Source organism: Leptospira kemamanensis (assembly GCF_004769665.1).
Lineage (GTDB): Bacteria > Spirochaetota > Leptospiria > Leptospirales > Leptospiraceae > Leptospira_A > Leptospira_A kemamanensis.
In genome coordinates this window covers 141,197-166,141 of sequence record NZ_RQGG01000013.1, presented here as the reverse complement: position 1 = coordinate 166,141, position 24,945 = coordinate 141,197, and the positions used below count along the sequence as shown (strand labels likewise).

General features: G+C 38.0%; 22 protein-coding genes. 7 read left to right on the top strand and 15 right to left on the bottom strand.

Features of this window, described 5'->3' with window-relative positions; translation table 11 throughout:
- Nucleotides 1-7: 7 nt before the first annotated feature.
- Nucleotides 8-1,564: a tetratricopeptide repeat protein gene (locus EHQ59_RS05420; RefSeq protein ID WP_135618201.1), complete on the bottom strand. Its 1,557-nt coding sequence runs from the start codon at nucleotides 1,562-1,564 to the stop codon at nucleotides 8-10.
- Complete coding sequence (locus tag EHQ59_RS05415) at nucleotides 1,561-3,078, bottom strand: PP2C family protein-serine/threonine phosphatase (RefSeq protein ID WP_135618199.1); 1,518 nt, start codon at nucleotides 3,076-3,078, stop codon at nucleotides 1,561-1,563. The genes EHQ59_RS05420 and EHQ59_RS05415 overlap by 4 nt, the downstream gene beginning before the upstream one ends.
- A 63-nt stretch (nucleotides 3,079-3,141) precedes the next feature.
- Between EHQ59_RS05415 and EHQ59_RS05410 the strand changes: the two genes are divergently transcribed.
- Entirely contained in the window at nucleotides 3,142-4,203 is a 1,062-nt protein-coding gene (locus EHQ59_RS05410; protein WP_135618197.1) for an LB_137 family protein, read from the top strand.
- 15 nt (nucleotides 4,204-4,218) lie between these two features.
- Here EHQ59_RS05410 and EHQ59_RS05405 read toward each other — a convergent pair whose 3' ends face one another.
- The 3 genes from EHQ59_RS05405 to EHQ59_RS05395 are packed head-to-tail and all read right to left on the bottom strand — an operon-like array spanning nucleotide 4,219 to nucleotide 7,618.
- Nucleotides 4,219-5,565 (bottom strand): PrsW family glutamic-type intramembrane protease, encoded by a 1,347-nt coding sequence (locus tag EHQ59_RS05405; protein WP_135618195.1) that lies wholly within the window; start codon nucleotides 5,563-5,565, stop codon nucleotides 4,219-4,221.
- A gap of 60 nt (nucleotides 5,566-5,625) precedes the next feature.
- On the bottom strand, nucleotides 5,626-6,828 hold the full coding sequence (locus tag EHQ59_RS05400; protein WP_135618194.1) for a vWA domain-containing protein: 1,203 nt from the start codon (nucleotides 6,826-6,828) through the stop codon (nucleotides 5,626-5,628).
- 1 nt (nucleotide 6,829) lies between these two features.
- Nucleotides 6,830-7,618: an AAA family ATPase gene (locus EHQ59_RS05395; protein ID WP_135618192.1), complete on the bottom strand. Its 789-nt coding sequence runs from the start codon at nucleotides 7,616-7,618 to the stop codon at nucleotides 6,830-6,832.
- Nucleotides 7,619-7,730: 112 nt separating this feature from the next.
- On the opposite strand from EHQ59_RS05395, the gene EHQ59_RS05390 reads away from it, so the two are divergent.
- Nucleotides 7,731-9,659 (top strand): hypothetical protein, encoded by a 1,929-nt coding sequence (locus tag EHQ59_RS05390; RefSeq protein WP_135618191.1) that lies wholly within the window; start codon nucleotides 7,731-7,733, stop codon nucleotides 9,657-9,659.
- The gene (locus EHQ59_RS05385) at nucleotides 9,659-10,369 is read left to right on the top strand and encodes a carbon-nitrogen hydrolase family protein (RefSeq protein ID WP_135618189.1); all 711 of its coding nucleotides are present in this window, start codon (nucleotides 9,659-9,661) and stop codon (nucleotides 10,367-10,369) included. Before EHQ59_RS05390 ends, EHQ59_RS05385 begins: the two co-directional genes overlap by 1 nt.
- Nucleotides 10,370-10,422: 53 nt before the next feature.
- Here the strand turns inward: EHQ59_RS05385 and EHQ59_RS05380 are convergent, their stop codons facing one another.
- From EHQ59_RS05380 to EHQ59_RS05370, 3 genes are read right to left on the bottom strand one after another with little or no spacing between them, the layout of a single operon-like run.
- A complete protein-coding gene (locus tag EHQ59_RS05380; protein WP_135618187.1) occupies nucleotides 10,423-10,983 on the bottom strand; it encodes a lipoprotein signal peptidase in 561 nt (186 codons plus the stop codon).
- Between the two features lie 29 nt (nucleotides 10,984-11,012).
- Nucleotides 11,013-12,647 carry an ABC1 kinase family protein gene (locus EHQ59_RS05375; protein ID WP_135618185.1) on the bottom strand — a complete coding sequence of 545 codons (1,635 nt, stop codon included), beginning with the start codon at nucleotides 12,645-12,647 and terminating at the stop codon, nucleotides 11,013-11,015.
- A complete protein-coding gene (locus EHQ59_RS05370) occupies nucleotides 12,644-13,684 on the bottom strand; it encodes a Gfo/Idh/MocA family protein (RefSeq protein ID WP_135618183.1) in 1,041 nt (346 codons plus the stop codon). Before EHQ59_RS05370 ends, EHQ59_RS05375 begins: the two co-directional genes overlap by 4 nt.
- A 52-nt stretch (nucleotides 13,685-13,736) precedes the next feature.
- Here EHQ59_RS05370 and EHQ59_RS05365 point away from each other — a divergent pair, with 52 nt between their 5' ends.
- The 3 genes from EHQ59_RS05365 to EHQ59_RS05355 are packed head-to-tail and all read left to right on the top strand — an operon-like array spanning nucleotide 13,737 to nucleotide 16,750.
- Nucleotides 13,737-15,116 (top strand): UDP-N-acetylmuramoyl-tripeptide--D-alanyl-D-alanine ligase, encoded by a 1,380-nt coding sequence (locus tag EHQ59_RS05365; RefSeq protein ID WP_135618181.1) that lies wholly within the window; start codon nucleotides 13,737-13,739, stop codon nucleotides 15,114-15,116.
- A gap of 30 nt (nucleotides 15,117-15,146) precedes the next feature.
- Entirely contained in the window at nucleotides 15,147-15,656 is a 510-nt protein-coding gene (gene purE, locus EHQ59_RS05360) for a 5-(carboxyamino)imidazole ribonucleotide mutase (RefSeq protein ID WP_135618179.1), read from the top strand.
- On the top strand, nucleotides 15,653-16,750 hold the full coding sequence (locus tag EHQ59_RS05355) for a 5-(carboxyamino)imidazole ribonucleotide synthase (protein WP_135618177.1): 1,098 nt from the start codon (nucleotides 15,653-15,655) through the stop codon (nucleotides 16,748-16,750). Before purE ends, EHQ59_RS05355 begins: the two co-directional genes overlap by 4 nt.
- A gap of 4 nt (nucleotides 16,751-16,754) precedes the next feature.
- Here the strand turns inward: EHQ59_RS05355 and murC are convergent, their stop codons facing one another.
- The 7 genes from murC to rsmH are packed head-to-tail and all read right to left on the bottom strand — an operon-like array spanning nucleotide 16,755 to nucleotide 24,357.
- The gene (murC, locus tag EHQ59_RS05350) at nucleotides 16,755-18,182 is read right to left on the bottom strand and encodes a UDP-N-acetylmuramate--L-alanine ligase (RefSeq protein ID WP_135618175.1); all 1,428 of its coding nucleotides are present in this window, start codon (nucleotides 18,180-18,182) and stop codon (nucleotides 16,755-16,757) included.
- A gap of 10 nt (nucleotides 18,183-18,192) precedes the next feature.
- On the bottom strand, nucleotides 18,193-19,278 hold the full coding sequence (locus EHQ59_RS05345) for a UDP-N-acetylglucosamine--N-acetylmuramyl-(pentapeptide) pyrophosphoryl-undecaprenol N-acetylglucosamine transferase (protein ID WP_135618173.1): 1,086 nt from the start codon (nucleotides 19,276-19,278) through the stop codon (nucleotides 18,193-18,195).
- Nucleotides 19,275-20,423 carry an FtsW/RodA/SpoVE family cell cycle protein gene (locus EHQ59_RS05340; protein ID WP_135618171.1) on the bottom strand — a complete coding sequence of 383 codons (1,149 nt, stop codon included), beginning with the start codon at nucleotides 20,421-20,423 and terminating at the stop codon, nucleotides 19,275-19,277. Before EHQ59_RS05340 ends, EHQ59_RS05345 begins: the two co-directional genes overlap by 4 nt.
- Nucleotides 20,423-21,535, bottom strand: a complete 1,113-nt coding sequence (gene mraY, locus EHQ59_RS05335) for a phospho-N-acetylmuramoyl-pentapeptide-transferase (protein ID WP_135618169.1) — start codon at nucleotides 21,533-21,535, stop codon at nucleotides 20,423-20,425. The genes EHQ59_RS05340 and mraY overlap by 1 nt, the downstream gene beginning before the upstream one ends.
- A gap of 16 nt (nucleotides 21,536-21,551) precedes the next feature.
- Nucleotides 21,552-23,072 (bottom strand): UDP-N-acetylmuramoyl-L-alanyl-D-glutamate--2,6-diaminopimelate ligase, encoded by a 1,521-nt coding sequence (locus tag EHQ59_RS05330; protein WP_135618167.1) that lies wholly within the window; start codon nucleotides 23,070-23,072, stop codon nucleotides 21,552-21,554.
- A complete protein-coding gene (locus tag EHQ59_RS05325) occupies nucleotides 23,069-23,425 on the bottom strand; it encodes a hypothetical protein (RefSeq protein WP_135618165.1) in 357 nt (118 codons plus the stop codon). Before EHQ59_RS05325 ends, EHQ59_RS05330 begins: the two co-directional genes overlap by 4 nt.
- Nucleotides 23,413-24,357, bottom strand: a complete 945-nt coding sequence (gene rsmH / locus EHQ59_RS05320; protein WP_135618163.1) for a 16S rRNA (cytosine(1402)-N(4))-methyltransferase RsmH — start codon at nucleotides 24,355-24,357, stop codon at nucleotides 23,413-23,415. The genes EHQ59_RS05325 and rsmH overlap by 13 nt, the downstream gene beginning before the upstream one ends.
- A 72-nt stretch (nucleotides 24,358-24,429) precedes the next feature.
- Here rsmH and EHQ59_RS05315 point away from each other — a divergent pair, with 72 nt between their 5' ends.
- Entirely contained in the window at nucleotides 24,430-24,945 is a 516-nt protein-coding gene (locus tag EHQ59_RS05315; protein ID WP_135618161.1) for an HIT family protein, read from the top strand.

Here is a 24,945-nt window from a genome sequence, read left to right as displayed (position 1 = left end):
CTTCCTGTTAGAGCCGAAAGAATTTGACTTCGGCTCTTGTTACGGGACTTTCTCCCCCTTGTCCATAAATCCAGTCTCCTGTTTGGTTTTGGTTCCACTGGTTCGATTCACCCATCACTCCACTACCCGTTCCCAATTTGATTTTTCCTTTTTTAGGATTTGTGGATCGCACAGAAACAATTAGATCATAAGGCACATTCAGTCCGAAACTACCTAGTTTGAGATTGGCAAGTTTTCCTTCAATTTGAACTTCATCACAAATAACTTCCCTTCCATCTCTCAGTTTCACTTTCAATTTGATGGGAACATTGGACTCTTGTTTTTCTGTGACAGGGCGTTTGGTTTGTGTTTCTAGTTTTGTATCTGTAGCCACTGTGGTTTCCGAAACCAGAGGAATTTTTTCTTCAGAGACAACTGCTGCTAAATTTTTAGTTTCTTCTTTGGAATCCTCTAACGATAGTTTGATTTCATCTTTGATTTGGTTTAATTCTTTGGTTTCTTCTACGGAAAGGTTTCCAGTGGATTCTGTTTTCAGAATTTTTTCAATGATCACTGGTTTTAGAACTAAGGTTTTCCCTTCTTCGATATTTTCAGCAGCTTTGGCATCCCCTAGTTTATTTGCTTCCTCTTTAGAGAAGGCAACGAGGGATTTATTTTCTTGGTAAAAATTTCCGATGAGCAGGAGCCGTCTGTTCGCACGAATGGCTACTTCTTTATTTTCCTTTTGTTTGACGAGTTGGATGTATTCTTTTACAGCGTTGGAAGTTTTTCCGAGTTCTTCCATTGATCTTGCTTTGATATAAGATTGGTCATTTGAGAGAGTTGGTAAACTTTCTAAAGTTCGTAGAGTTTCTTCGTAGTCACCACTTTGGAAAAGAGAATATGCTAACTCTTCTGGTGATTTCTTTTTCGATTTTAATTCTTCTTTTTTCTTTTCCCCATCTTCTAAGAAACTGATGAGAAGAGCTGCATTTTCTGAATAATGAGAACCAGGAAAAAGATCAATTGCTTTATTCAGTTTCACAAACGCTTTTTCCCTTTCCCCCATCATCACAAGGCAATAACCATGGTGTAACAAAGTAAAGGCCATCTCATCAGATAAAGAAGAAGTAATGGATTCTTCCAATTCTTGGTATTTTTTAGCAGCGATTGGATATTTCCTAGTTCGCTCCATATAAAAGGCAAACTGCAAACGAATGATTGTTTTTTGTTGTTCTTCTAGTTCCAGTGGAGATTTAAAATTGAGAAAACGTACAGAATTGATCACAAAAAGACCAAATCGATCCTTCCAACCCATTTTTAAATCCATACCTTCCGTTTCGGAGTTCATGATTCCCGATTCTAAGATATTCACTTTGACTTCCGTCATGTAATCATCTTTCGATAAAAACATTTGTTTTAAACGTTCTCGCAAGGTCTGCGAAGAAAGTTCATAATTCATAAGTTGGTCTCTGAGAATACCAAATCGTAATTCTTGGAGTTTAACACTGACTATGGCATCAGAGGCCATGGCAAAAAATAAGAATAGAATTCCAAATAAGGAGAAAAAGAAAAACTTTTTCATTCTGGTACATCAAGGACTAACATAGTGACATCATCCTTATACTCGTCATGTTTTTCATCCAACATAGCCATTGCTTTTTCAACAATTTCTGCATTGGTCAAATGGATGTTTTCTAAAACGATTTCGGTAAACCGTTCTAACCCAAACAACCCACCTTCTTTGATGGGAGTTTCCACAACTCCATCCGTATAAAGAATAATTTTATCACCAGGTTCAACAGGAAAGGATTCCAAAGAATATTGGATGTCATCGCCCATACCAAGAGGTGGACCTGAACTATCGATGAAACGCACTTCCTTTGTGGATGGTCGGATGATAAAAGGTGCATTGTGTCCAGCATTCACAAACTTAACCACACCAGGTTCATCAAAAACAACAAATACACCTGTTGCAAAAAAGGAAGCTTGTAATCGGTTTGCGATCACTTCTCCCAAAGAATTGATTGCATGAATGGGTGCTGGGTTTTCTTTCATGATGGATTGTAAAGACATTGCCATAACTACTGTTACAAGGGCTGCGGAAACACCATGACCTGAGGCATCAGCGAGAAAGAATCCATAAAAATTTTGTTCTGGAACGTGGAAGTATTGATATAAATCTCCAGAAACTTCCCGCATAGGTCTGTACAATTTCCCGATATTGAATTTCTTAAATTTTTTAACGGAAGGTAAAAAGAGTTCTTGGACTTCTTTGCCAATTTGAAGTTCTTGATTGATTTCTTGATTGAGTCGTGTAATTGTTGTTACTTTGTTGTGGATCTCTTCCGCCATAAGGTTAAAGGAGTTTCCTAAACTATCGAGTTCATCATTACTTTTGAAATCCCAAGTGACCCTTGCTTCCAAGTTTCCCGTTGCCATGTCTTTGGATGCAACTTCCAATGCTCCCACTCTTTTAAAGATCGCACGATACACCAAAATTGCAAAAATGATATGGAATACAACTCCCCAGATGACGGCATAACCTACCTGGATGTACAGTTGTTTTAATCTATCTTGGATGGGTGAGATATTAAAATGGGTAAATAAAAAAACTTCTCTATCATCGGACAATCGAATGGGTAATAAAAAGTTCACAGTAAAGTCAGATTCATTTAAATCCAAACTATATCTTGCTTTGAATAAATTCCCTTCTTTGTCAGAAGAAACTTCTTTGGTTTTTTTGAGAACTGATTCCGGAATGGAGATTTTGGAAAGTTCAGATTCCGGTTCCGTTTGAATGATTTTTCCTTCTGGATCAAAAAAAGTGAATTTTGTGATTTCATAGAGTTTTAAAGTCTTACGGAACACTTCAAAACTTTCATCACGCTTGCCAGTGAGCCCTATGGTTTGGATGTCAGTGAGGATCGTGTTTGCCAAATTTTCCGATTGGAATTGGAAGTTTTTCAAAAGCAGGTCGGATTGGTTTTCAAAAATCATCACCGTAAAAAAGATGATATTTAAAAAGGCTAAAAGGGAATAAAAGAGTCCAATCTTAAAGCGTAAGGAATTCGTCGTTTTGGTTTTGCTTTTGTTCACGGCAATTACTAGTATTGTCGATAATTAAGTGATAGAAATCTATCACAAATTTGAGAATTTCCATTGGTTTTAAAGATCCACATAGCATTGATTCGTAAGTTAGGGCAGAGAGTTTTCCTTTTGGGAATCCTAGTTCTGGTCTCTTCCCTCTCTGCGGATAAAATCCGATTGAAATCGGGGGAAGTACTGAATGGAAAAGTGCAAAATGTGACCCCCACCCATGTGGAATGGATCGACCAAGGAAAAAAGTATAAATTCCTGAACGAGGATGTTCTTGGAATTGATGTGGGATATGATGGCCTTCCGACCTGTGCAGATTACAAAACCTTTGGTGTGGAAGACTGCGATTTAATCCTCACTCGACTGACAAAAACAAATGCTAGTTTCTCCAAAAAAAGTAGTCCCTTGGAACTCGAAACCATTCCGATCAAAAAAATCGCTACCATGAAAGTGACGGCAGAATCTGGTTCTCCCGTGGATCGTTACATCCAAATCGGAACCAAAGGAAAGTGGACTTTTAAAAACAAAGAAATTTTTGGACTTTATAAATCTTTGGACAGAGGTCGTATGACTTTTGAAACCGAGGATAAAAAATTAGAAACAGCAGATCTCTTGGAATTTCAGTCTTACGAATACCAAAACAAATCCATCATTGTAAAAGTGATCAAAGAAGAAACACCTAAGGTGATTCCTGGTTATACCTCGATTTCCGAAAAACGATATGGGAAAGCCGCATTTTTGTTTACCACTGCCCTTGTTTCAGGACTTGGAATGGCATATGAGTACAATATGTCCGTAAAAGCCATCAACCAAGATCTGGAATACATCCCTACTGGTGATGGTCGTGTGTTTTTAGTTTCCAATACCTTGGGAAATGATCGTTATGATTTTCATAGACAAAGGTTTACGATCTATGCTGCTGTATTTGCTTCTATTTTGACTTATAGTTTTATAGATAGTTTTTATTTAGGACAGAGAGATTCCAATAAAGAAAACTCACAAGCTGTCTATCTAAAACCTTTGTTAGACTTCAAAAACAATGTGAACCCATTTCTTAGCGCCAAAACACAAACAAATCCCAATGATTCGCTTCATTATGGGTTTAGTTTTGAAACTTCATTTTAGAAAAACAAAATCGTCTTATACTTGGACTTTTCGTAAAAAAAGATTTTTTAAATTTTGTTTCAGTCGTAATAAGTTCCACTTCATTAAAAACAAAAAGGGAATGGAATCAAGTTGGCACATCACCCCACAATTTCCTTCTTCATTTTCCCGACTCCATAGGATTTTTCCACCTAACCCGGAAAAACAAGTGAGTCCTATCCATAAATCAAATGTTGCTTTCGTATTTTTATCGTAACTTTGGGAAGTCGGTAAATAAAACAAATTTACTGTGATATGAAAGATTGCGGAATTTTCCTCTTTGTCACCTACCTGCATATCCACTGAACTAAATAAGGGAACGGCAAGCATTCGGTCTCGAAAGAAATATGGGTTGAGAATCCCAGCAAAAAAGAACATTAGAGCAAGTACTATTGGATACATGACAAATAAGGCAAAATAATCTTGCTTCACAAGGTCGGGAAACTTATGGGAAATCCAATCAGGTGAATCATACAAAAGATAAATGGATAAAATACCTGGGATTAGAAAAAAGATGGTTAAAATCGTATGACGTAAGTTAGGGTATTGGAACAACCTGATTCCCGATGTGGAGATATGTTTTTGAACGTTTTGAATCCAACCTTCATGTCGGTTGTGCCGACTCAAAATTTCATACTCTTCCATACTCATATCCATGAGTTTTAAGATCTGGCCTGGAACTAAAATCCTAGATTTGGCAATGGTGACCTCTAACATAAAAAAAAGTGTGAGAATACAAATGGGTAAAATCACAAGCAGGTCAATTTCTTGGAATAAGGAAAGGTTATAAAGACCGTGGATGAAAACACAGAGAGAAAATCCGATGGACAAATTTCCCCATTTGAACACAGGATTTTTATGGAAGAGAAACATCATGGTAAAAGCACCCACGAGTCCACCATTCATCATATGAATCGGAAGTGCGGTGATGGAGCGAAGTACTTGCGACCAAAGTCCAGTATTGATGAAATACAAAATGTTTTCTAAAAGACCAAACCCACCTCCGAGGACAAGGCCATAAAAAATCCCGTCAGTCACAGTGAATTCATCTTGGTTTTTACTAAAAAACAAATAGATCCCCAGTAGTTTTGAAAACTCTTCGACAAACGAGGAGAGAAAAAAGGAATTCCAAAGGACATCTGCATTCGGAACCAAATGCAAAAACAAAGCTTGGATTCCTATGGCTATCCCTGCGCTAAATAAGGAAAAAGCAAGTGCTGTGTATTGTAAAAATCCTTCTGTAAATCGATAAAAATGAAAACGGTAAAAGGAATAATAAAACGCTAAGGTGAGAAGATTGATGAGAAAAATGACCAGACTGGGGATGGAGATTTGAATGGACATTTACTTCTATTAACGACAAATTAAAATCAGAAAATGAATCAAAACTAAGGATTTAAAGCTTTAAACCAGGTGTTTGACCGCTTTTCGAAGGCCTTCAATGGTCAGAGGAAACATTGATACAACGTCTTCAATGGCTTCGATTGTGGGAGCTCCCCAAAATCGTTTTGGCTCTGGGTTTAACCAAATAGAATCTGGAAAATAACCTACAAGTTCTTTGAGGCATTCCAATCCACTTTTGGCTTTTTTCTCTTTTTCTTCTTTGGATTGGGAATGATAGGCATACAAATTATATGGAGTTCCCAATAGTTCGTAGGGAGCCATATAAGCATCCCCAACAAAAATCAGTTTTGTATTTTTACGGAATTTTTCTTCAAAATGTTTCAGAGAGATTCTAGATTGAAATTCGTGATTTTCGTACAGGTATTCATGGAAGATATTATGAAAATAATAATGGTGTACTTCCTTAAAATGATACAAACCCCGACTAGCACTGAATAGCTGGCTCACTCGGTCGGAATGAGGAGTCATACTGCCGCCGATGTCCATGATGAGAACTAGCCTAAGGGAATTTTTACGTTCTCTTTCTTCGACAAGTTCTATTTCGCCTCCATTCTCACAAGTTTTATCAATGGTTTTGTCTACATGGAGTTCCCGTTTGCCTTCTTTTTTGAGAAACCGCAACTCCTTTAAAGCCAGTTGGATGGATCTAGTATCTAAAATTTCATCTTCTCGGTAGGCTTTGTATTTTCGTTCATTCCAGAGGCTGACGCCTGACCGATTGCCCTCTCCTTCTGTATTGCCTCCGATGGAGAGTCCATTTGGATTGAACCCTGAATTTCCAAACGGACTTGTTCCCGAAGTTCCTACCCATTTGCTACCACCGTCATGGCGTTCTTTTTGTTCGGCGAGGCGTTTTTTTAATTCCTCAATCACCTCTTCCATACTCATGTTAGGTGCTTTGTTTTTTTGTTCGTCGGAGAGATCTTTCTGAATATTCTCTTCTAACCATTCCAGAAGAATTTCTCGGAATTGAATTCTTTCTTCCTTCCAACTTCCAAATGTTTTCCCAAACGCCAAGTCATACGCGTCGTAGTGTTTTAAGTCTTTGGCAAAATTAAGTCTACCCACACGATACAATTGGTCTAGATTGATGTAACCAGTTGGATCCGTCAGTTTACGGATGGTTTCTAAAAATGCGATGAGTTCGCCTGTAGAACAGGGAACCGTTTCCTTTCGCAGATTGTAGAAAAAATCCAAAAACATATTAGTTTAAATACACTCGGTAATCTTCTTCTGATTTGAATAAAGTTCCTGCAAAAGGGATTTTACTCGATTCCAAACGTTCCCCTGAGACCAGTAACACTTGGATCCAATCTAATAACTCACTCGTAGACGGTTTTTTTCGGAGGCTCTCGATTTTGCGGATGGAATAAAACATCGCAAGTGCCTTTTCCATAAATTCAGTTTCAATCGATGGATAATGGGCTTTGATGATTTCCTTCATGGACTCTCGTTTCGGAAACTCAATGTAATGAAAAATACATCTTCTTAAAAAAGCATCAGGCAATTCTTTTTCATTATTGGATGTGATGATGACGATCGGTCGTTCTTTGGCTACAATGTGTTCCTTGGTTTCAGGAATAAAAAATTCCATTTTGTCCAATTCGAGTAAAAGGTCGTTTGGAAACTCAATGTCCGCTTTGTCAATTTCATCAATGAGAACCACTGATTTCTTCGGGTCTAAAAAGGCTTCCCCGAGAGCACCTAACCGAATGTAATTTTTGACATCTCTGACTCGGTTCATCGCTTCTTCTTCTGGAAAACGGGAATCATTCAATCGGGAAACAGCATCATAAAAGTACAATCCTTCTTTGGCAAGGCTTGTGGATTTGATATGCCATCGGTAAAAGGTGAGTTTTTTGGACTCTGCGAGGAAACTTGCCAAAAGGGTTTTCCCAGTGCCTGGTTCTCCCTTCAAAAGAAGTGGGCGCTTTGTGATCTCAGCCACTTGTACTGCTTCTTTTAAGTCTTCTGATAGGATGTAATCTGCCATGTCTTTACCTTTTGGACTCCAATCTTTTTCGAAAAACGGGGGAATCTACTAAAAATTGCTTTTTGAAAGAAATTGGGTTCCCATATTAAGAAATTGGAACGATAATAAATATATGGGCGATTTCGATAATACCAAACGAGCGATTGGCGTAGGAAAACTGGACGATTCTCAACGAAAGGATATGTTCAATAAGTTTAAAAGCGCTGGTGGTGAAGTCATCAAAGAAAAAACACCTGCCAAAGAAGATGACAACAAAAAAAGTCGACCTGAACCTAAGGTGAGACAGGGTTCTGTTTCCCGTGGGAGTGACGAAGGTCGTTCCGGTAGTCGTGGTGGTGGAAGTTCTTCCCAAGGAAGGAGTCCTTCCAAAGAAGATGCCAATGCCAACAAATCCCAACTAGATTCCAAAGCCCAATTCGAAAAAGAAATCAGTAGTTTTTCCGCTCGCTTTTCCATCAAACTGAAATGTTGGTTAGCACGAGTTACCCCATTTGGTTCGAGTGACCTCACACCCAAGTTTATGCATGACTTTTCCATTCGTGCCAAACAAGCTCTCATCGAATTGCAATACAGTGGAAATGAATTACTCGCCAACCAACAGTATTCACCTCAACTCAGTAAGACACTTGATCGCATCAATCCTCTACTCGTGGAACTTTTGGCGATGGGTCAAAGATTATACAACGGACCAGAATTAACCGACATTACAGAACCAATTATGACTGCTCCTGAGTCCCCAGTAGCGATTGAACGAGTTCGGAATCAAATATATTCTTTATTTAAAAGGATGTACATCCTTTATCCTTATCAAGAAACATTAAAAAAATCTTTTACGCAAGCTTACGACGAATTACAGAAGTTAGAGGGAAAACCTTCACTCATTTATGCCAATAAAAAACGAAAGGTATTACAAGAAATTGATACCTTGTTCGATGGTTTCTTTGATCGTTTGTATTTGGTTGTGATCCGTGCGGAAAATAAAAACATCCCACTCATTTCTCGTTATATGGAAACTCTTTTGGGCATCACACCAGAAGACAAACCAGGACAACGAAAATCTGGTGAAAATGTTCCTGGTGGTAAACAAGTAGAAACCAAAGAAGAAAGGGATGCGGAAAACGCTGCCAAAGAAGAGGAAAAAAAGGAAGAAGAAGTTCCTTTGTCCAAAGAACAAGCGTATGGATTACGATTGATGCAAATGTATTCCATTCCGAAATTACGGAAAAAATTTGATCCAAAAAATGAATATATAAACATTCCCGATGCAGACAAAGCTCTTTTGTCTCTTTTTTATTTTTATGAATTTGATGATGAGTATTCGTTTGTTATGACAACGAAAAAAATCGATATCAAACCTGGTTCCTTAAATGGGGTCAAAGTGGATTATAGACAAAAGATGTTGGATATCTATGAAAGTACACGAACCATCATAGACCAATTTCGCATTTACCATGATATCCTAAGGGAATTAGAAAAACACAAAGCAAATCCTGGTGTGAATTACATCGAAGCTTCCAAAAAACTCACAGGAATCGAACAGAAACGCACAGGCCAGTCGCGCACCGTTCGTTTAGCAATCAAAGAGTTTAGTTTAAAATCAAGAGATGCCCTTCTCGTCCTCATCAAAGATATGAAGGGAAAAAAAGAAATCGTCGCGAACATGAATGATGTATTGACTTTGGATTCCATGGAGTCGCGAAAGCGACTGAACAAAAAACCGGTCAAACAATGTATCATGGAAGCCTATTGTTACTTACTCGCCCTTCATGATAGGATCGAAACTGGTGATTTATTTGGTGGGCTTGTGGAATTAACGCCAGAACAAATGAAATCTTCGTTCGGTGTGGACATGGAAGTTGCCAAGGAATCCGATTCTCCAGATGCTTCCGAACTCGAGGGTGAGCCAAAGGCAGAATTGGAAGGGAAAAATCCAACTACGGAAGAATCTCTTTCCAAAGAGGAAACTCCAACTGAGCAAACAAATGACAGTTTAGAGGATCTTTCCGACGATGACATATTACCGACAGGAAATCCCTTTTAATGGCAGTCATCAAAATCGCAATTTACCAAAAGAATTTACACAAACGATTCACACCTGACGAAATTTCGAAGATCCAACAAAGTAAGGCCCATTTTTTACTTTTACCAGAAGGATATCCTCATTTCTTCCAAAGTGTTTCTCCTTCCGATGCGGCAAAACATGAAAAGGAATACCAAGACCATCTCTTAGAAATTTCCGAAAAATTTACAGGTGTGATCCTCGGTGGTAGCCACTATCGTAAAAATGAAGACGGAAATTTAGTTTCCGCTCTTCCCATCGTACAGTCGTTAGTCCTTGTAGACTTTTATGAGAAAAAAACACCAAATGAAAAAATAGATCTTGGAACTAAACCAGGTAAAACGGAATCGATTTTCATTATGGGGGGACTCCGATTTGGAATCTTACTTGGAGAGGATTTAAAAAACGAGTCCATCTGGGAAGAATTCAAAAAAGAGAATATTGAAATCATTTTCCATTTGGATTCCATAAGAAGTGAACGAACTTATGAGGAAGACTTAAGTTTTTACGAGTCCTTGGCTAAAACGAAGAATATCCACCTGATTCGAGTTTGTGGACCATCGGATGGAATTGCTGCTCGTAGTTTGTATGCATCCCCTTCTGGGATCAATTGGAAAGTGGGAAAAGTGGAAGAAGACAAAGATGTTTTCAAAACTCTCTCTGTCAATGTGATGCGGAGTTATTTGTTATAAGGAACTGTTTTTCTAAATTCGTCTAACAGTTCCTTAAATTCAATTTTTAGGTTTTATTTTTTATCCATCTCTTTCCAGTCCATGGTAAAGAGTAAAATGACGATTCCAATCGAAACACAAGAGTCTGCCACATTAAACGCAGGCCATCTGTCAAAAAGTAAGAAGTCTGGCCATTCAAAGTCTAAAAAGTCAACGACACCGATAAATTCGATTCCTGGTTTTTCAGGAGTGAAACCGAATCGAAAACCACTGCCAGGGATTTTAACAAAAAACTTATCGATAAAATTTCCGAAAGCACCTGCCATCACAAAATTCCATCCCCAAACATTCCCTAAATCAGAATTTTGCCATCGGTAAAAAATCAAAAATACGATCGCAAACCCAGTGGCAAATAAAGATGGTAATGCGTTGTCTTGGAATAAACCAAAAACAAATCCAGTGTTAAATGTTAATGAAAGTCTAAAAAATTCACCGAGAACGGGGATACTTTCATGACGATACATTTTGATGATGATGATGTATTTAGTGAGTAAGTCTAAAAAAAGACCAAATGCAACAAATGCCAAATAACCAGGCTTAAATACTGAGAAAAAGGGTGTGTTTGGTAATTTCATAAAAAGGGGTATTTTTGAGTTAATTCCGTTTATTTTTGTTTCCAATAACTTAGACTCGATTTGGCTAGAGACCAAAAACTAAGTCCTGATAGTATATAAAATATAATGCTTGGTTCTTTCCAGGATTTTTCCGCATAATACATTCCAAAAAAGAAAAATAATGATCCGAGGAACCCAAAGGTGAGAATTTCTCTTAATCGAAGTTCTTCCGATTTTAACTGGTCGGGTTTTGTCAATTCGCCCCGATTCCATTTGTAGAGAAACTCATTCAATTCTTTTGGTAAGGAAAATAAACTGGTTAAAAATTCTTCCCCTTCATCCTTCCAAAGTCGTTTGAGTGAACTTCCCTTCAATACAATTTGGGAAAACGGTTTTTCTGCATATTCAATCATAGAACGTGTTGGGTCCAAATACGATGAATTTCCTAACAGTAAGGCAAGCACTCGGTGTAAACTTAAGAAATTGGGTGGCAACTTTAAACTCGATAACAGACGTTTTAAACTCACTTGGATTTCTTTTAAAAAACGTAAGTCCTCTCCAGGTTTTAAAGTATCAAAACTCAAATTTCGAAAGTGATTGGTATCGGCTAATATTCGATTTAATTTTTCAAGGGAGTATTTTACGATTTGAGTTAATTCTTCTTTGGATAAGGAATCCGTCACAGCACCGAGTGCCATAAGTGATTCGGAAACAAGGTGGTAGTCCTTACGCATGGAACCAACTAAAATTCGTTCTAAAATTTGAGTTTCTTCTTCTGAAATCGATTGAACAGCTCCAAAATCGATCAAACAAAGTTCACCTGTTTCCATAAAAATCAAATTCCCAGGGTGAGGATCTGCATGAAAGAATCGATACTCAAAAATCATTAGGATATAAGCACGGATTAATTTTTCTAAATGAAGGCTACGTTTAGTCGGTGCTAAATCTAAATCCAGTTCGTAAATTTTTTTCCCTTCTACAAACTCAGTGACCAGTGTGTGGCGATTACAAAGTTCTTCCACGGGATTTGGAATATAAAAATCTTTTTCAAGTGCAAACATCTGTTTGAGAATTTTTAGATTTTTTAACTCCGTTCGTAAATCCAACTCGGCATGGATCATGGATTGTAATTGGTCTACTACTTCTTTGCCTGAGACACGAACAACAAATCGATCCACAAACCAAATCACTTTGGAAATGGTTCCAAGATCAGACTTTGCAGTTTCTTCGATGCCTGGGTATAGGGTTTTGATCGCCACTTTTTTCTCTTGGTAATAACCGATATGCACTTGAGCAGTGGAAGCACTGGCATAGGAGTTCGTGTCCAAGGATGTAAAAATTTGATTCATGGATTTTCCATAATCCATTTGCCATCTAGCATCGATGGAATAAAAATCCCTAGGTGGAATTTTATCTTGTAAGTCTTGTAATTCCCAAAGGTATTCTTCTGGTAGGATATGAAATAAATTGCTTAAAAATTGTCCAATTTTGATGTAAACTCCACCTAACTGGAAAAAAAGATGTTTGGTCTCAATCCCCTTTTGTTTGAGAAAACTCACTCTTTTTGTATCAAACCTTTCTTTGGAGAGAACTCGTTTTGAAATTTTTGATAAAATCAAATATTGAAAATAGGTTTTCAGAACAAAAGAATAAATGGAAATCGAACGGTTTTGTTTGGATTTCATTTCGATTTCCTATAGATAGATTCAATTGTTTCTAAGATTTTTACATTGTCAGCGATGGTGGCTTCTTTATAGATCTGTTTCTTTTGGATCACATTCACAATTTCGGTATAAATTCCAAGAAAGGCATTCGACAATTCAGGTTTGGGGAAACCTTTTGGAGTATACTCTTGCAAACTATGAAACCCTTGATACAAACGAGAGGGAACGGATCGGTAAAAACGAAATCCATCATTCGAACAAATGATACGATGAGAGCTTGTATGGAGATCCAATTCAAACTGAAAATAATCACGTCCACCTGATACATCTAAGGTGATTTCCACTTGGTTCTCTGTTTGAAAACAAGCGTAGGCTCTTGTTTCTACGATTCCCTTTTTGGGTCTATCTAAAACGGAATGAATGAGTTTTGGTTTTCCCACAATCCAATGGATGAGGTCTACAGCATGGGTTCCATCATGTAATAAGGGTCCTCCACCAAATTTAGAGAATGCGATGCCTGGATTTTTTGCTGAAGTAAATACGGAGGCACGAATGGATTTTAAAACGCCAAAATTCCCTTTTGTTAGTTCATTTTTGACAAACAAGTAACTGGGATGGTATCGTCTTTCATGGTTGATCCAAAGATTGGTTCCCTTTTTTTTAGCCATCGTTTCTATGGACTTCGCATCCTTTACATGCATCGCAACTGGTTTTTCGATGAGGATGTTTGGAATTTCGGAATCGATACATTTTTTTGCTAATCTTACATGGGAAGTACTCGGGGTCGCAATGATTGCAAGATCTGCTTTCGGAAATCGAAACTCATTTGTTAATTTCTCTGGCAAAATGCAAACATTCGTATTCCATGTGGCACGAAACTCATCACAAACTTGGGAACTGGTATCAAAACCACTGATAAACTGAAAATTTTTTTTCCCAAAAGCCGATGCAAGGACTCCCATATGTGTGCAGGGTTTTTTACGGTATGGATCCTTTTCTAATTTTGAGGCGATCCTTCCTAACCCGATGAGAATCACTTTGATTTTGGGTGGTTTCATGTAAGTTTTTCTTTAAAATCTATCTTTCTTTCGAAATTCTGGCTTAGAAGCTATGATCGCACCATTTGAATATTCCCTGTCAACTCTTCTAAGTTTGTTTTCCTTGAAACCAGATTGGGGAAATCCAAAGAATCCAAAATTCCAATGGATTTCTACCTCGTCTCGGGAAATCAAAAAAAACACCCTCTTTGTTCCTCTCCGTGGAGATAGAGATGGTCATGAGTTCATTGTCGATGCCTTACGAAACGGTGCCACTGGATTTTTATGTGAGAAAAACCACCCAATTCTCAAATCCTTATCTTCCTCTGAAATAGAAAAAGCAATCTTTGTCAAAGATACACTCCGTTCTCTAGGAACCCTTGCCAATTTTCATAGAAATCGATTTTGTCCCGTGATTCTTGCCATCACAGGTTCTTCTGGAAAAACAACTACAAAAGATTTGTTAGGTGGATTGTTTTCCTTTTTAGAACCAAAAAGCCTAGTGGTTACGGAGAAAAATTATAATAACGAAATTGGTTTACCGTTCACACTCTTTCGGATCACAGAATTCACTCGAGTTGTGATTTGTGAGATGGGTATGAACCACCGCGGCGAAATCGAAAGACTCTCGAGAATTGCCGAACCCACTCATGCACTCATTACCAATATTGGTTCTGCCCATATCGAAAATTTAAAATCCAGAGAAAACATTGCAGAAGAAAAAATAGATATCATCACAGGATTACGACCTGACGGAGTACTGTTTGTACCTGATGATTTGGATTTTTTAAACCGTGCCAAAATTAGAACCAAACAAATTAAACAAAATCTCATCATCTGGAAACATACCAAAAATCCAGATCTAAAAGTGAATCAAATCAATCAAAATGGATTTGTTTTAGATTGGAAAAAGGAATCCATCCAATGGAAAATTCCAGGACAGAAATTACTCAGTAATGTGAGAGGTATGGTAGCAGTCGGATCTTACTTTGGCATTCCAGACGGGCAAATCCGAAATACGATTCGTTCTTATAAAAGTCCAAACAAACGATTGAATATCAAAAAAGGATTTTATACGATTATCGATGATTGTTATAATGCAAACCCGGAATCGATGTCGTCCAGTATCGATGCTTGTTTGCAATTTGCTGATGGAAAAAATATTGTTTGGGTTCTTGGAACCATGAAAGAATTGGGGAAATTTTCTAAATTTTACCATGAGCGCATCGGGAAAGAATTGAAAAAAATTGGAAAAGGAATCTTGTTAGGGTTAGGCGAAGATACAAAACCCATGGTAAAGCAAGTAAACCATGCTAAACTTTTTACGAACAAACAAGATCTCATACACTTCATCCAAAAGGAAATTCCTAAAAATACTGTGATTTTAGTAAAGGGTTCTCGTTCCATGAAAATGGAAGAAATCGTAGCAGAACTCGAATCTTTTAAAGGTTGAAAGGCAGAGAGGCTTTTTTAGATTCTACGTATGACAAACCTAGTACCAAAAGTAGCCGTGATTATGGGCTCTTATTCTGATTGGGAGACCATGAAAGAATCATGTGAAATCTTGACAGAATTCGGTATTCCTTTTGAAAAAGAAATTGTATCTGCACATCGTTCCCCGGAACGAATGTTTGAATTTGCCAAACAGGCAAAAGACAATGGATTTGGGGTGATTATTGCGGGAGCGGGCGGAGCCGCACACCTTCCTGGAATGACGGCATCTCTCACCACATTGCCAGTATTAGGTGTTCCAGTTCTTTCCAAAGCATTAAATGGAATGGATAGTTTACTTTCCATCGTTCAAATGCCAAAAGGAGTTCCCGTGGGAACCTTAGCCATCGGTACGAGTGGTGCTGCCAATGCAGGATTACTTGCAGTTCGTATTTTATCCTTAATGGATCCGAATTTATCTAAAAAATTAGAAGAGTATGCACATTCCAATTTAGTAACCGCACTCTCTAAAAATGACCAATTGCTTTTGGATTCCAAATGAAAATTGGAGTTTTGGGATCGGGCCAACTTGGCCAAATGATGTGTTTAGAAGCGGTTCCTTTAGGTTATGGCTTTTATTGTTATTCTCCTGAGAAAAACTCACCCGCTGAAAAAGTGGGAGCCAAGGCAACCACGTCCTCTTATGAATCTCTAGACCAAATTGAGAAATTTATAAATGAGGTGGATGTTCTCAGTTTTGAATTTGAAAATATCCCCAAACAAACGTTAGATTTTCTATCAAATCAAAAAAATGTGTCTGTATTTCCACCTCCCAAGGCACTCATCATTGCCCAGGACCGCTTTTTAGAAAAATCTCATTTTCGAAAATTAGGATTTCGCACAGCTAATTTTTTTCACCTAACGCGAGATACGGCAAACATTGCTGTCGCCATTCCTTTTCCTTGGATCATCAAAACCCTTCGATTTGGGTATGATGGGAAAGGCCAAGTGAAAATTAGAACCGAAGAAGAATACAAAGAATTTTTAAATACAGCTTTTCTGTCTGATGCATCTGAATACTTAATCGAAGAAGTCATTCCTTTCCAAAAGGAAATTAGTATCATCCTCACTCGTTTTCAAAACGGAGACATTGTGTGTTATGGTGCCGTGGAAAATGAACACAAAGATCATATTTTGGATCTTTCGATTTTCCCTGCGAGAATTCCAGTGGCTCTCAATTTAGAGGCAATCGAGATGGCTTCCAAATTAGCAGAATCTTTGCATTATGTTGGGACTTTAGGAGTTGAGTTTTTTCTTTTAGACAATCATTTGTATCTGAATGAGTTTGCTCCAAGACCTCATAATACGGGACATTACACACAAGATTGCCAAAGTTTTTCACAGTTTTATTTACATGTTCAGGCAATTGTTGGCAAACTTCCCCCAACAGATGTTAGGCCAAAACCTACATTGATGAAGAATATATTGGGTAATTCTTATGAGGAAAGCCTAACAATCGCAAACGAATTATTAAAAGATGACAGATACCACCTTCACTTATATGCCAAAGAAGAAGCAAAACAGGGCAGAAAAATGGGTCATATGAATTTTAAAGGTAATTTAGAAGAAGTAAATCCCCTCTTCCATGAACTGTAAGTTTTTAATTTGATTTTTTGTTTTCAGAAACTAACGCAACACCCCAATCTCTCACATTGCCTGCCCCTAAACACAAAAGAATATCTCCTGGTCTCAAATGGGGTTTAATGGTTTCTAAATTGGAATTTAGATTTCCGTCTAAAAGAGTTGTCACAGTTGCATTTAAAAATGGCAAAAAACTCGTAGAAGATATGCCAGGAATTTGAGTTTCGCCTGCGGAATAAATCGGTAATAAATAGAGAGAATCTGCATCTAACAGTGATTTCGCGAGATCTTCTAATAGCAGTTGGGTTCGTGTATAACGATGTGGTTGGAAAATCACATGGAGATTTCCCTTTCCTTTGTTTTTCTGTTTTAAGGATTGGATGACCATCTTAATTTCTGTTGGATGGTGTCCATAATCATCAATAACAGTGGTTTCTTGCCACGTTCCCAAAATTTCTTGGCGTCGTTTGACTCCAATATAACGAGATAAAATCTTTGTTGCCTCTTCTGGTGGAATCCCAAGTCGATACGCACAAATAACAGCCACAAGGCCATTTGTCAGGTAATGAACACCAGGGTATGGTAATTGTAATGGATATGTTTTCCCGTTAATGGTAAATTCCAATACATCATTTCTGATTTTATAGAGAATCGTTGTGATTTGAGTTTCCCATTTGTTTTGTAAGGTGCTAAACCATTTTTTTTCCAAAATTTCCTCTGTGACAAGGAGATTCAGATGAAAGTCTTTATGAAACGAAAACTCTTTGTATTTGGATTGTAAAACCGATTGGATGCCTTCATCTCCTACAAATAAAACGGTTTCCCCTGGTGAATGAAACCCCATGTATTCGAAAAACGCATCTTCTAAATTGTTTCGTGTTTTGTAATAGTCTAGGTGGTCATTATCAATATTTGTTAGAAGTCGGTAATTTGCTTTGTGTTTGAGAAAAGTTCCATCGGACTCATCCGATTCATACACTGCGAAACTTCCAAATCCAATTTTTCCACCTCGTTTGTCTAACAAACTCGTATCACCACCAATCATTATGGTAGGATCAAAACCCATCTCGGTTAAAATTTGAGAGACCATGGTAGTTGTGGAAGTTTTTCCATGACTGCCCGCAACAGAAATGGATTTCTGATTGGACACCAGTAGATGCATAAACTCCGATCTATGTTTTAAAGGAATGCCCAAATCTTTGATGCGACTAAACACCTCTTTGTGTTTGTCATTGATGGCAGAACTATACACTACCATCTGGATTCCCTCTAACGGAATCTCCTCGATCAAATGATAGAGTGTAATGCCTCGTTCCTTTAAAAAATTTGTAGCTTCCGAACTTTTTTTATCATAACCAATGACAGGGATTTTTAAGTCGATACTCATATGAGCAAGACTTGACATCCCACTTCCACCCACTCCCAAAAATAAAATTGGACCCTTCACTGTATTGATCCTATTTCGGTTCTGTAAAAAAATATGAAACCGTTTGGTAAGCCGCATTTACATTGGATAATGCCAAACTGACGTGGCCCATCTCCCGCAAAACTTCTGAATGGTCTTTCCAGGAGAGTAGAAATTTGACTAGAGGAGACGGATCATCACTTGTAGAATGGATCGTAACGGCTGCCCCTTCTTTTTCTAAATGATTTGCATTCGCCTTTTGATGGTTATCTGCTGCATAAGGATAAGGAATCAGAATCATTGGTAAACCAAAAACCAAACATTCAGCAATGACACCAGCTCCAGATCGTGCAACGACCAAATTGGCCCATTCATAATTGGGTTTCATGTCATTGGCATACGAGATGATTTCTGCATCATCACTGGCTTTATTTTTGGTTTCGTCGTATAAATTGGTTCCAGTAAGTAAACGAAATTTGTATTTGGATGCAATTTCGGCATTTTCCATGGCTTTCAAAATCATTTGGTTGAGTTGCCTTGCCCCTTGTGATCCACCTAACACCAGAACGTTGATGGTATTCTTTTTTCCTTCGTGTAGGTTCTCATTTTGTCTGATATTAAGGTGTTCAGGAATCACCCTTTTGCGAATGGGATTCCCAATGGTTTTCCCCGGAATTTTGTATTCTTCTTCTAGAGGGAAACTGAAGGCGATTTTTTTAGCAAACCGTGAAAACACACGAGTGATTTTACCTGGAACACAATTCTGTTCACATAAGTATAAAGATTTTCGAAACAAAATCGCATAAAGAATCGCAGGTAAACTAGAATATCCACCCATTCCAATGACAGCATTTACGTTTAGTTTGCGAAATTGAAGAATTGTTTTTAAAAATGGAAACAAAAATAATAAAGGATATAGGATTGTCTTTAGTCCACCTAACTGTGGTATATTATGCCAAAGCACTTCACAGGGAGGATTTAAAAGATCCGGATTGTTTTGATTTCGGACAAGTGAATGTATATAAACTGATTCAAAACCAAATCCAGTTGCTTTTTCACTTAAAACTTCGGCGAGAGCCACTCCTGGGGAGATATGTCCACCTGTTCCACCTGCTGCAATGACTACCGATCCACTCATACGACCAAATTCTCTTTACTGGTAATGTTGGCAAGAATTCCGAAAAGGATAAAAATTGTCAAAAGGGAGGAACCTCCATAACTCATAAAGGGAAGAGAAATTCCTGTCACAGGTACAATTCCAGTGATGACAAATAAATTCAAAATGGTTTGGAATCCAAACAAAATGAGAATCCCCGAACCTAAAAAGAATCCGAGTTTATCTTTGGTGCGCATCAGCAAAAGAAAAATTCGAATCATTAAAAAGAGTACTACCGCGATAAAAAATAAAAAACCTAAAAATCCAAAGTCTTCTACAAAGGAAGACAATACAAAGTCAGTGTGGCTATACGCTAAGTACCTGTGCGCATATCCTGTACCGATTGCTTTTCCTGAAGTAGCTCCGTCAAAAAAGGCACGAAAACTTGTGACCAATTGGTGGCCTTCATCAAAACGAAATTTATAGGGATCAAGCCAAATCTCGAGACGTTTTTTTCGATATCCAACTTGAGTCACAAGCACCACTAAAAGAGGAATGACGGAGGCACCTAATATGAATAACCGTTTCATTGGAAAACCAGCAAGTAATACAAAGAAAAATAGAACGAGTAATAACTCAACTGTCGTACCAAACGCAGGTTCGACGACAATGAGTAGTAGTGTTAAAAAGATCACAACGAGTGAGACTATTTTTTTCTGATCCCACTGAATCTTTTTAAAATCAAAATTATAAAAAAAGTAAGAAGAAAATAGTAAAATACTGATTTTAGAAAATTCGGAAGGTTGGATTTGGAAACCTGCAATTTGAATCCATCGATTAAAACTTCGACCGTAAGTAGTTCCCACTGATTTTCCGAGTCCAGGGACAAATACAGCTACTAACAAAAGCAAACTGAAAAGAGAAAATACAAACGACCATTTGACCAAAAATTGGTAGGGAATTTGGCAAAATATTAAAAACAAAAAAACACCAAGTGCACCCCATAACAATTGTTTCTTGAGGTAATAATATGAATCAGAGAACTCCCTTTCCGCAGGAATCACTGATGCACTAAACATCACAATGATTCCCAACCCAAAAAGTAAAAACATAGAAAACAGCATTGGCCCATCAAACTTAGAAGAGCCAAAACGCAAAAGATTACGAAGGGAGCGGATCAAATCCATTATTGAATTTTTAAAGTAGAGAGTGTGATGATGGCAAGGATGATTCCGATGATCCAAAATCGGATCACCACTTTTTCCTCAGACCAACCGCTGAGTTCAAAGTGATGGTGAAGTGGCGCCATTTTAAAAATTCGTTTTCCAGTTAATTTAAACGAACCAACTTGTAAGATAACACTCACAGCTTCTGCTACAAAAATCCCACCAAGAATCACTAACAATAATTCCTTTTTTAACATAATGGCTACAAGACCAAGGGTAGAACCTAAAAATAAGGATCCCGTGTCTCCCATAAATACTTGAGCAGGATGGCAATTGAACCAAAGAAACCCAAGTAATGCCCCAGACAATCCTGCAAGGAAAACAGAATATTCGTGAGACCCAGGTAAATAGGGTATATGCAGATAATTGGCTGCAGAAGGTGTTCCCGAGACATAGGATATCAAAGCAAATGTAGCCGTTGAGATCACAACAGTGCCTGATGCCAAACCATCTAATCCATCAGTCAAATTGACAGCATGAGAACTACCGATTAACACGATGATGGCGAAGGGAACCGCTAAAAATCCTAAATTCCAAACCGGTCCTTTGACAAAGGGTAAAAATAAATCAGTAATGGTAAATACGATTCCTTTGTTAGCATTGGTGTTGGATTTTCCTGTAAAATAAAAATACAAAGTTGTGATGGTAACTGCAAACAAAATGGTAACAATGAATTTTGTACGGGCTCTCATCCCTCCTTTGATTTTTTTTACAGACTTCATATAATCATCTGTAAATCCGAGTCCCGCAAAAAGAATGGCAGATACTAAAAGTAAAATTACATTTAAATTTGATAAATTACCCCATAACAATGTGGAGATGGTTAAGGATAAAATCATGATGAGTCCCCCCATGGTTGGAGTTCCCGATTTTGTAGCATGGGATTGAGGACCATCGTTACGAACTGATTCACGAAATTTTAAGGATAATAAAAAGGAAATGAGAGATTTCCCAAAGATAAAGGTAATGAACATGGATGTAAGTCCCGCCATCATCGCTCGCAGTGTTACATAACTAAACACTCGCAAAAAACCATAATCATTACCAAATGTTTCGTAAATCCATTGGAACATACTGTATCCTCTATTTTTAGGTATTCAATTTTAAAAATGCTTTTTCGATTTCTTCAAAATCAACAAACTTAGTTTTTTCTTTGCCGATGATTTGGTACGTTTCGTGGCCTTTTCCTGCTACAACCAAAATTCCATCTTTCTCCAGGAGGGAAACGGCTCGGTCTATCGCGACCCTTCGGTCTGTGATTTTTTCATAACGTTTGAATCCTCTGGAAAATCCAGCTTCAATTTCATCTAAAATGGATTCTGGATTTTCCGTTCTAGGATTGTCAGAAGTTAAAATCACAAAGTCGGAAAAAGTTTCTGCAATTTTTGCCATTTGGGGACGTTTGGTTCGATCTCGATCTCCCCCACAACCAAACAAACAAATCAATTGTTTGGGTCGAATTTCCACACAACTTTTTAAGATATTTTCTAAGGCATCGGGTGTGTGAGCGTAATCTACTACGGCAATTCGGGAACGATCTGGATAGGGAACTACATGAAACCTTCCAGGAACGGTTGGGATCTCAGCAATGGCAGTTACCACTTCTTCCCAAGGAAATCCTAATTCGTATGCAATGGACAAGGCAAAGGCTGTGTTGAAAACATTGAAGTTACCAAGTAAATTTGTTTTAACACTTCGAACTTCGATAAACGGTAAATTTTTTTCTTTTTTATGAAAACGATATTCACTACCGAGTAACGATAGTTTGGTATTGCTATAGTGAAATTCTCCTGATTTTCCCAAAATGTAAATGGGCGTTTTCAATTTGGTATCTCTGATTTTTTGGATCATCTGTTCTCCAAAAGAGACATCTCCTGCTACCAGACCAAATTTGTTTTTGACGGAGGATTGTTCGAGGAGTTGGAAAATTTTAAATTTGCTTTCAAAATAATCTTCCATGGTTTCATGAAAGTCGAGATGATCTTGGGTTAAGTTGGTAAATCCTGCACAAGTGATTTCAATGCCAGCCACCCTTCCCAATTTTAAACCATGGCTACTCATCTCCATAAAAACATATTCTACACCTTCGTCTAACATCTCTTTGAGTAACAAATTGAGGGAAGAGGCATCGGGTGTGGTATAACCTGATTCCAGTATTCGATCAAAAATTTGGATTTGAACGGTTCCAATGAGAGCGGCTTTTTTTCCAAGTTTTCTGGCAATATGAAATAAAATGAATGTTAAAGATGTTTTTCCATTGGTTCCCGTGATCCCAATAATTTTTAATTTTTTGGAAGGATAACCCGCGAGTAAGGAAGCTAATTTGCCATGAATGTCTCCAATTGGCTCTTCCGATTCCAATATGATGGGAAATAACGCCAAAGCTTTTAATTTCAATTGGCGTTTTGAAACAAAAACAATTTGGCAACCCAACTCGTTTGCCATTTTTAAATAGGATTCTAGGACTTCTGGTTTTCCTTCAGGCAAAACAAATCCATCGGAGTTTGTGACTTTACGACTGTCTGCCCATACGTATTGGATATCCTTGTTGGGATCACCTGTTACGAGTTTGATCTCTGGAATTTTTTTTAGGATTTCACTGAGTTTCATGGTTTTGAATTGGAGGTGGAATCGGGAATGGGAGGGAGCTCAATTGTGACGGTTCGATTTCCCAGACTAATAGGCAAAAATTGATATGTCCTTCGATACAAAGTTTCGATTCGTTCGGCAGAAGTATAGGAAACAATGCCTATTTTCAGTTCATCATTTTTCCGTTTTAACTCTTCTTTGGTGGTTGTACGTTCGTGAATTGACCTTTGTAGTCTGGCTTTTTCCAAACCTTGCCAAACATGAAAGAAAAAAAATCCAAGGAATGGGAATAAGACCACAAACGTTTGTAGTGGTGCCAAAAAGGCAAAAAGATTCTTTGGCAGCGATTGAATATGGTAAATCACTTTTCCCATCTACTTTCTTTTATCGGTTCGATTTTACGTAGCCCTCTTAATTTTGCAGAACGAGAGGCTCGGTTTTCTTTGATTTCTTTGTCCGTAGGCAATATCGGTTTTTTGGTTAGGATTTCAAAATGATCAGTTGCTTTCAAATCCCGAAAGGTCCATTTCACGATGCGGTCTTCCAGGGAATGAAAAGAAATACAAGTAAGAACTCCACCCAAACACAAGGAATTGGCAAGTGTGCGAATCCCTTTTTCAGCATGGATCAGTTCTTCGTTTACTTCAATCCTTAGGGCTTGGAAAATCCTTGTGGCAGGATGAGATTCTTTTGGCCAAAATTTTCTTGGGATCGAAGCTTCCACAAGTTTGGCAAGATCGGTACTGGTTTCAAATTTCTTTTTGTGCCTCGTCTGTACAATGTTATTTGCAATTTTTAAGGCCCAACGTTCTTCCCCATATTCCCAAAACACTTTTTTTAAATGGAGGACAGAACTATAATTCACTACATCTGCTGCTGTTTTTTGACCCACTTGGGGTTCGAGGCGCATGTCCAGAGGTTCTTCATTTTTAAAAGTAAAACCTCTACCCGAATGCAAAAAATGAAACAAGGAAACTCCGAGGTCAACCAGAGCACCGTCAAGTCCAGGACAACCTAAGTCCGAAAGCAGGGTCTCATCCACTTCAGAAAAATTCATTTGGAAGGCATGAACACGATCCAAAGACCCAATTTCTTTTTGGATTTCTTTTTTCGCTCGTTCCAACATTACCGCATCCCGATCAATCAGAATGAGATTTGCCTCGGGAAAGGTTTGTAAAATCAGTTTGGAATGACCACCTTCACCTGCCGTTCCATCTAAAAACCACTTTGGGTTTGGATTTCTGGTATCTTGTAATAAGGCGAGTACTTCGTTGGGAAGGACGGGTATGTGAGGAGATTCTAACACTGTTACTTTCTTACTGTATACTTGTCAAAATCCTTGCAATCCTTTAATCCTTCTCGGAGATTGAAAGTAACAATGAGTTCCTATGAAGAACATTCCCTTCGTAAAAACCTGTTTAGCGTAGGCAAATTGGGTTATGCCAAAGGGGACAGACCCAATGTGGAATGTATCCTTTGTGGTGTGCGAGATAAAAACGAAATTGTCCCGAATCTCACCATAGCGGAAACCGATCTTTCGATTGTTTCCATCAATTTATTTCCCTACAACCCAGGTCATATCATCATCTTTCCCAAACGCCATATCATCAGTTATTTGGAACTTACAGCCGAAGAAGCTTTGGACATCCACGTTCTCACCCAAAAAACCATGCGGATTTTGGAAAAACAATGGAAGGTGCAAGGATTTAATACAGGTTATAATTTAGGAAAAAACAGCGGTGGTTCCATCCCCCATATCCATGAACACATTGTGCCCAGATTCCCCAACGAAGCAGGATTCTTAGATGTCCTATCCAATACGAGGATTGTCATCTACGAACCCTACCAAATGTGGGAGGATTTGAAAAAACTTTGGGTCACTGAAGAAACGTAA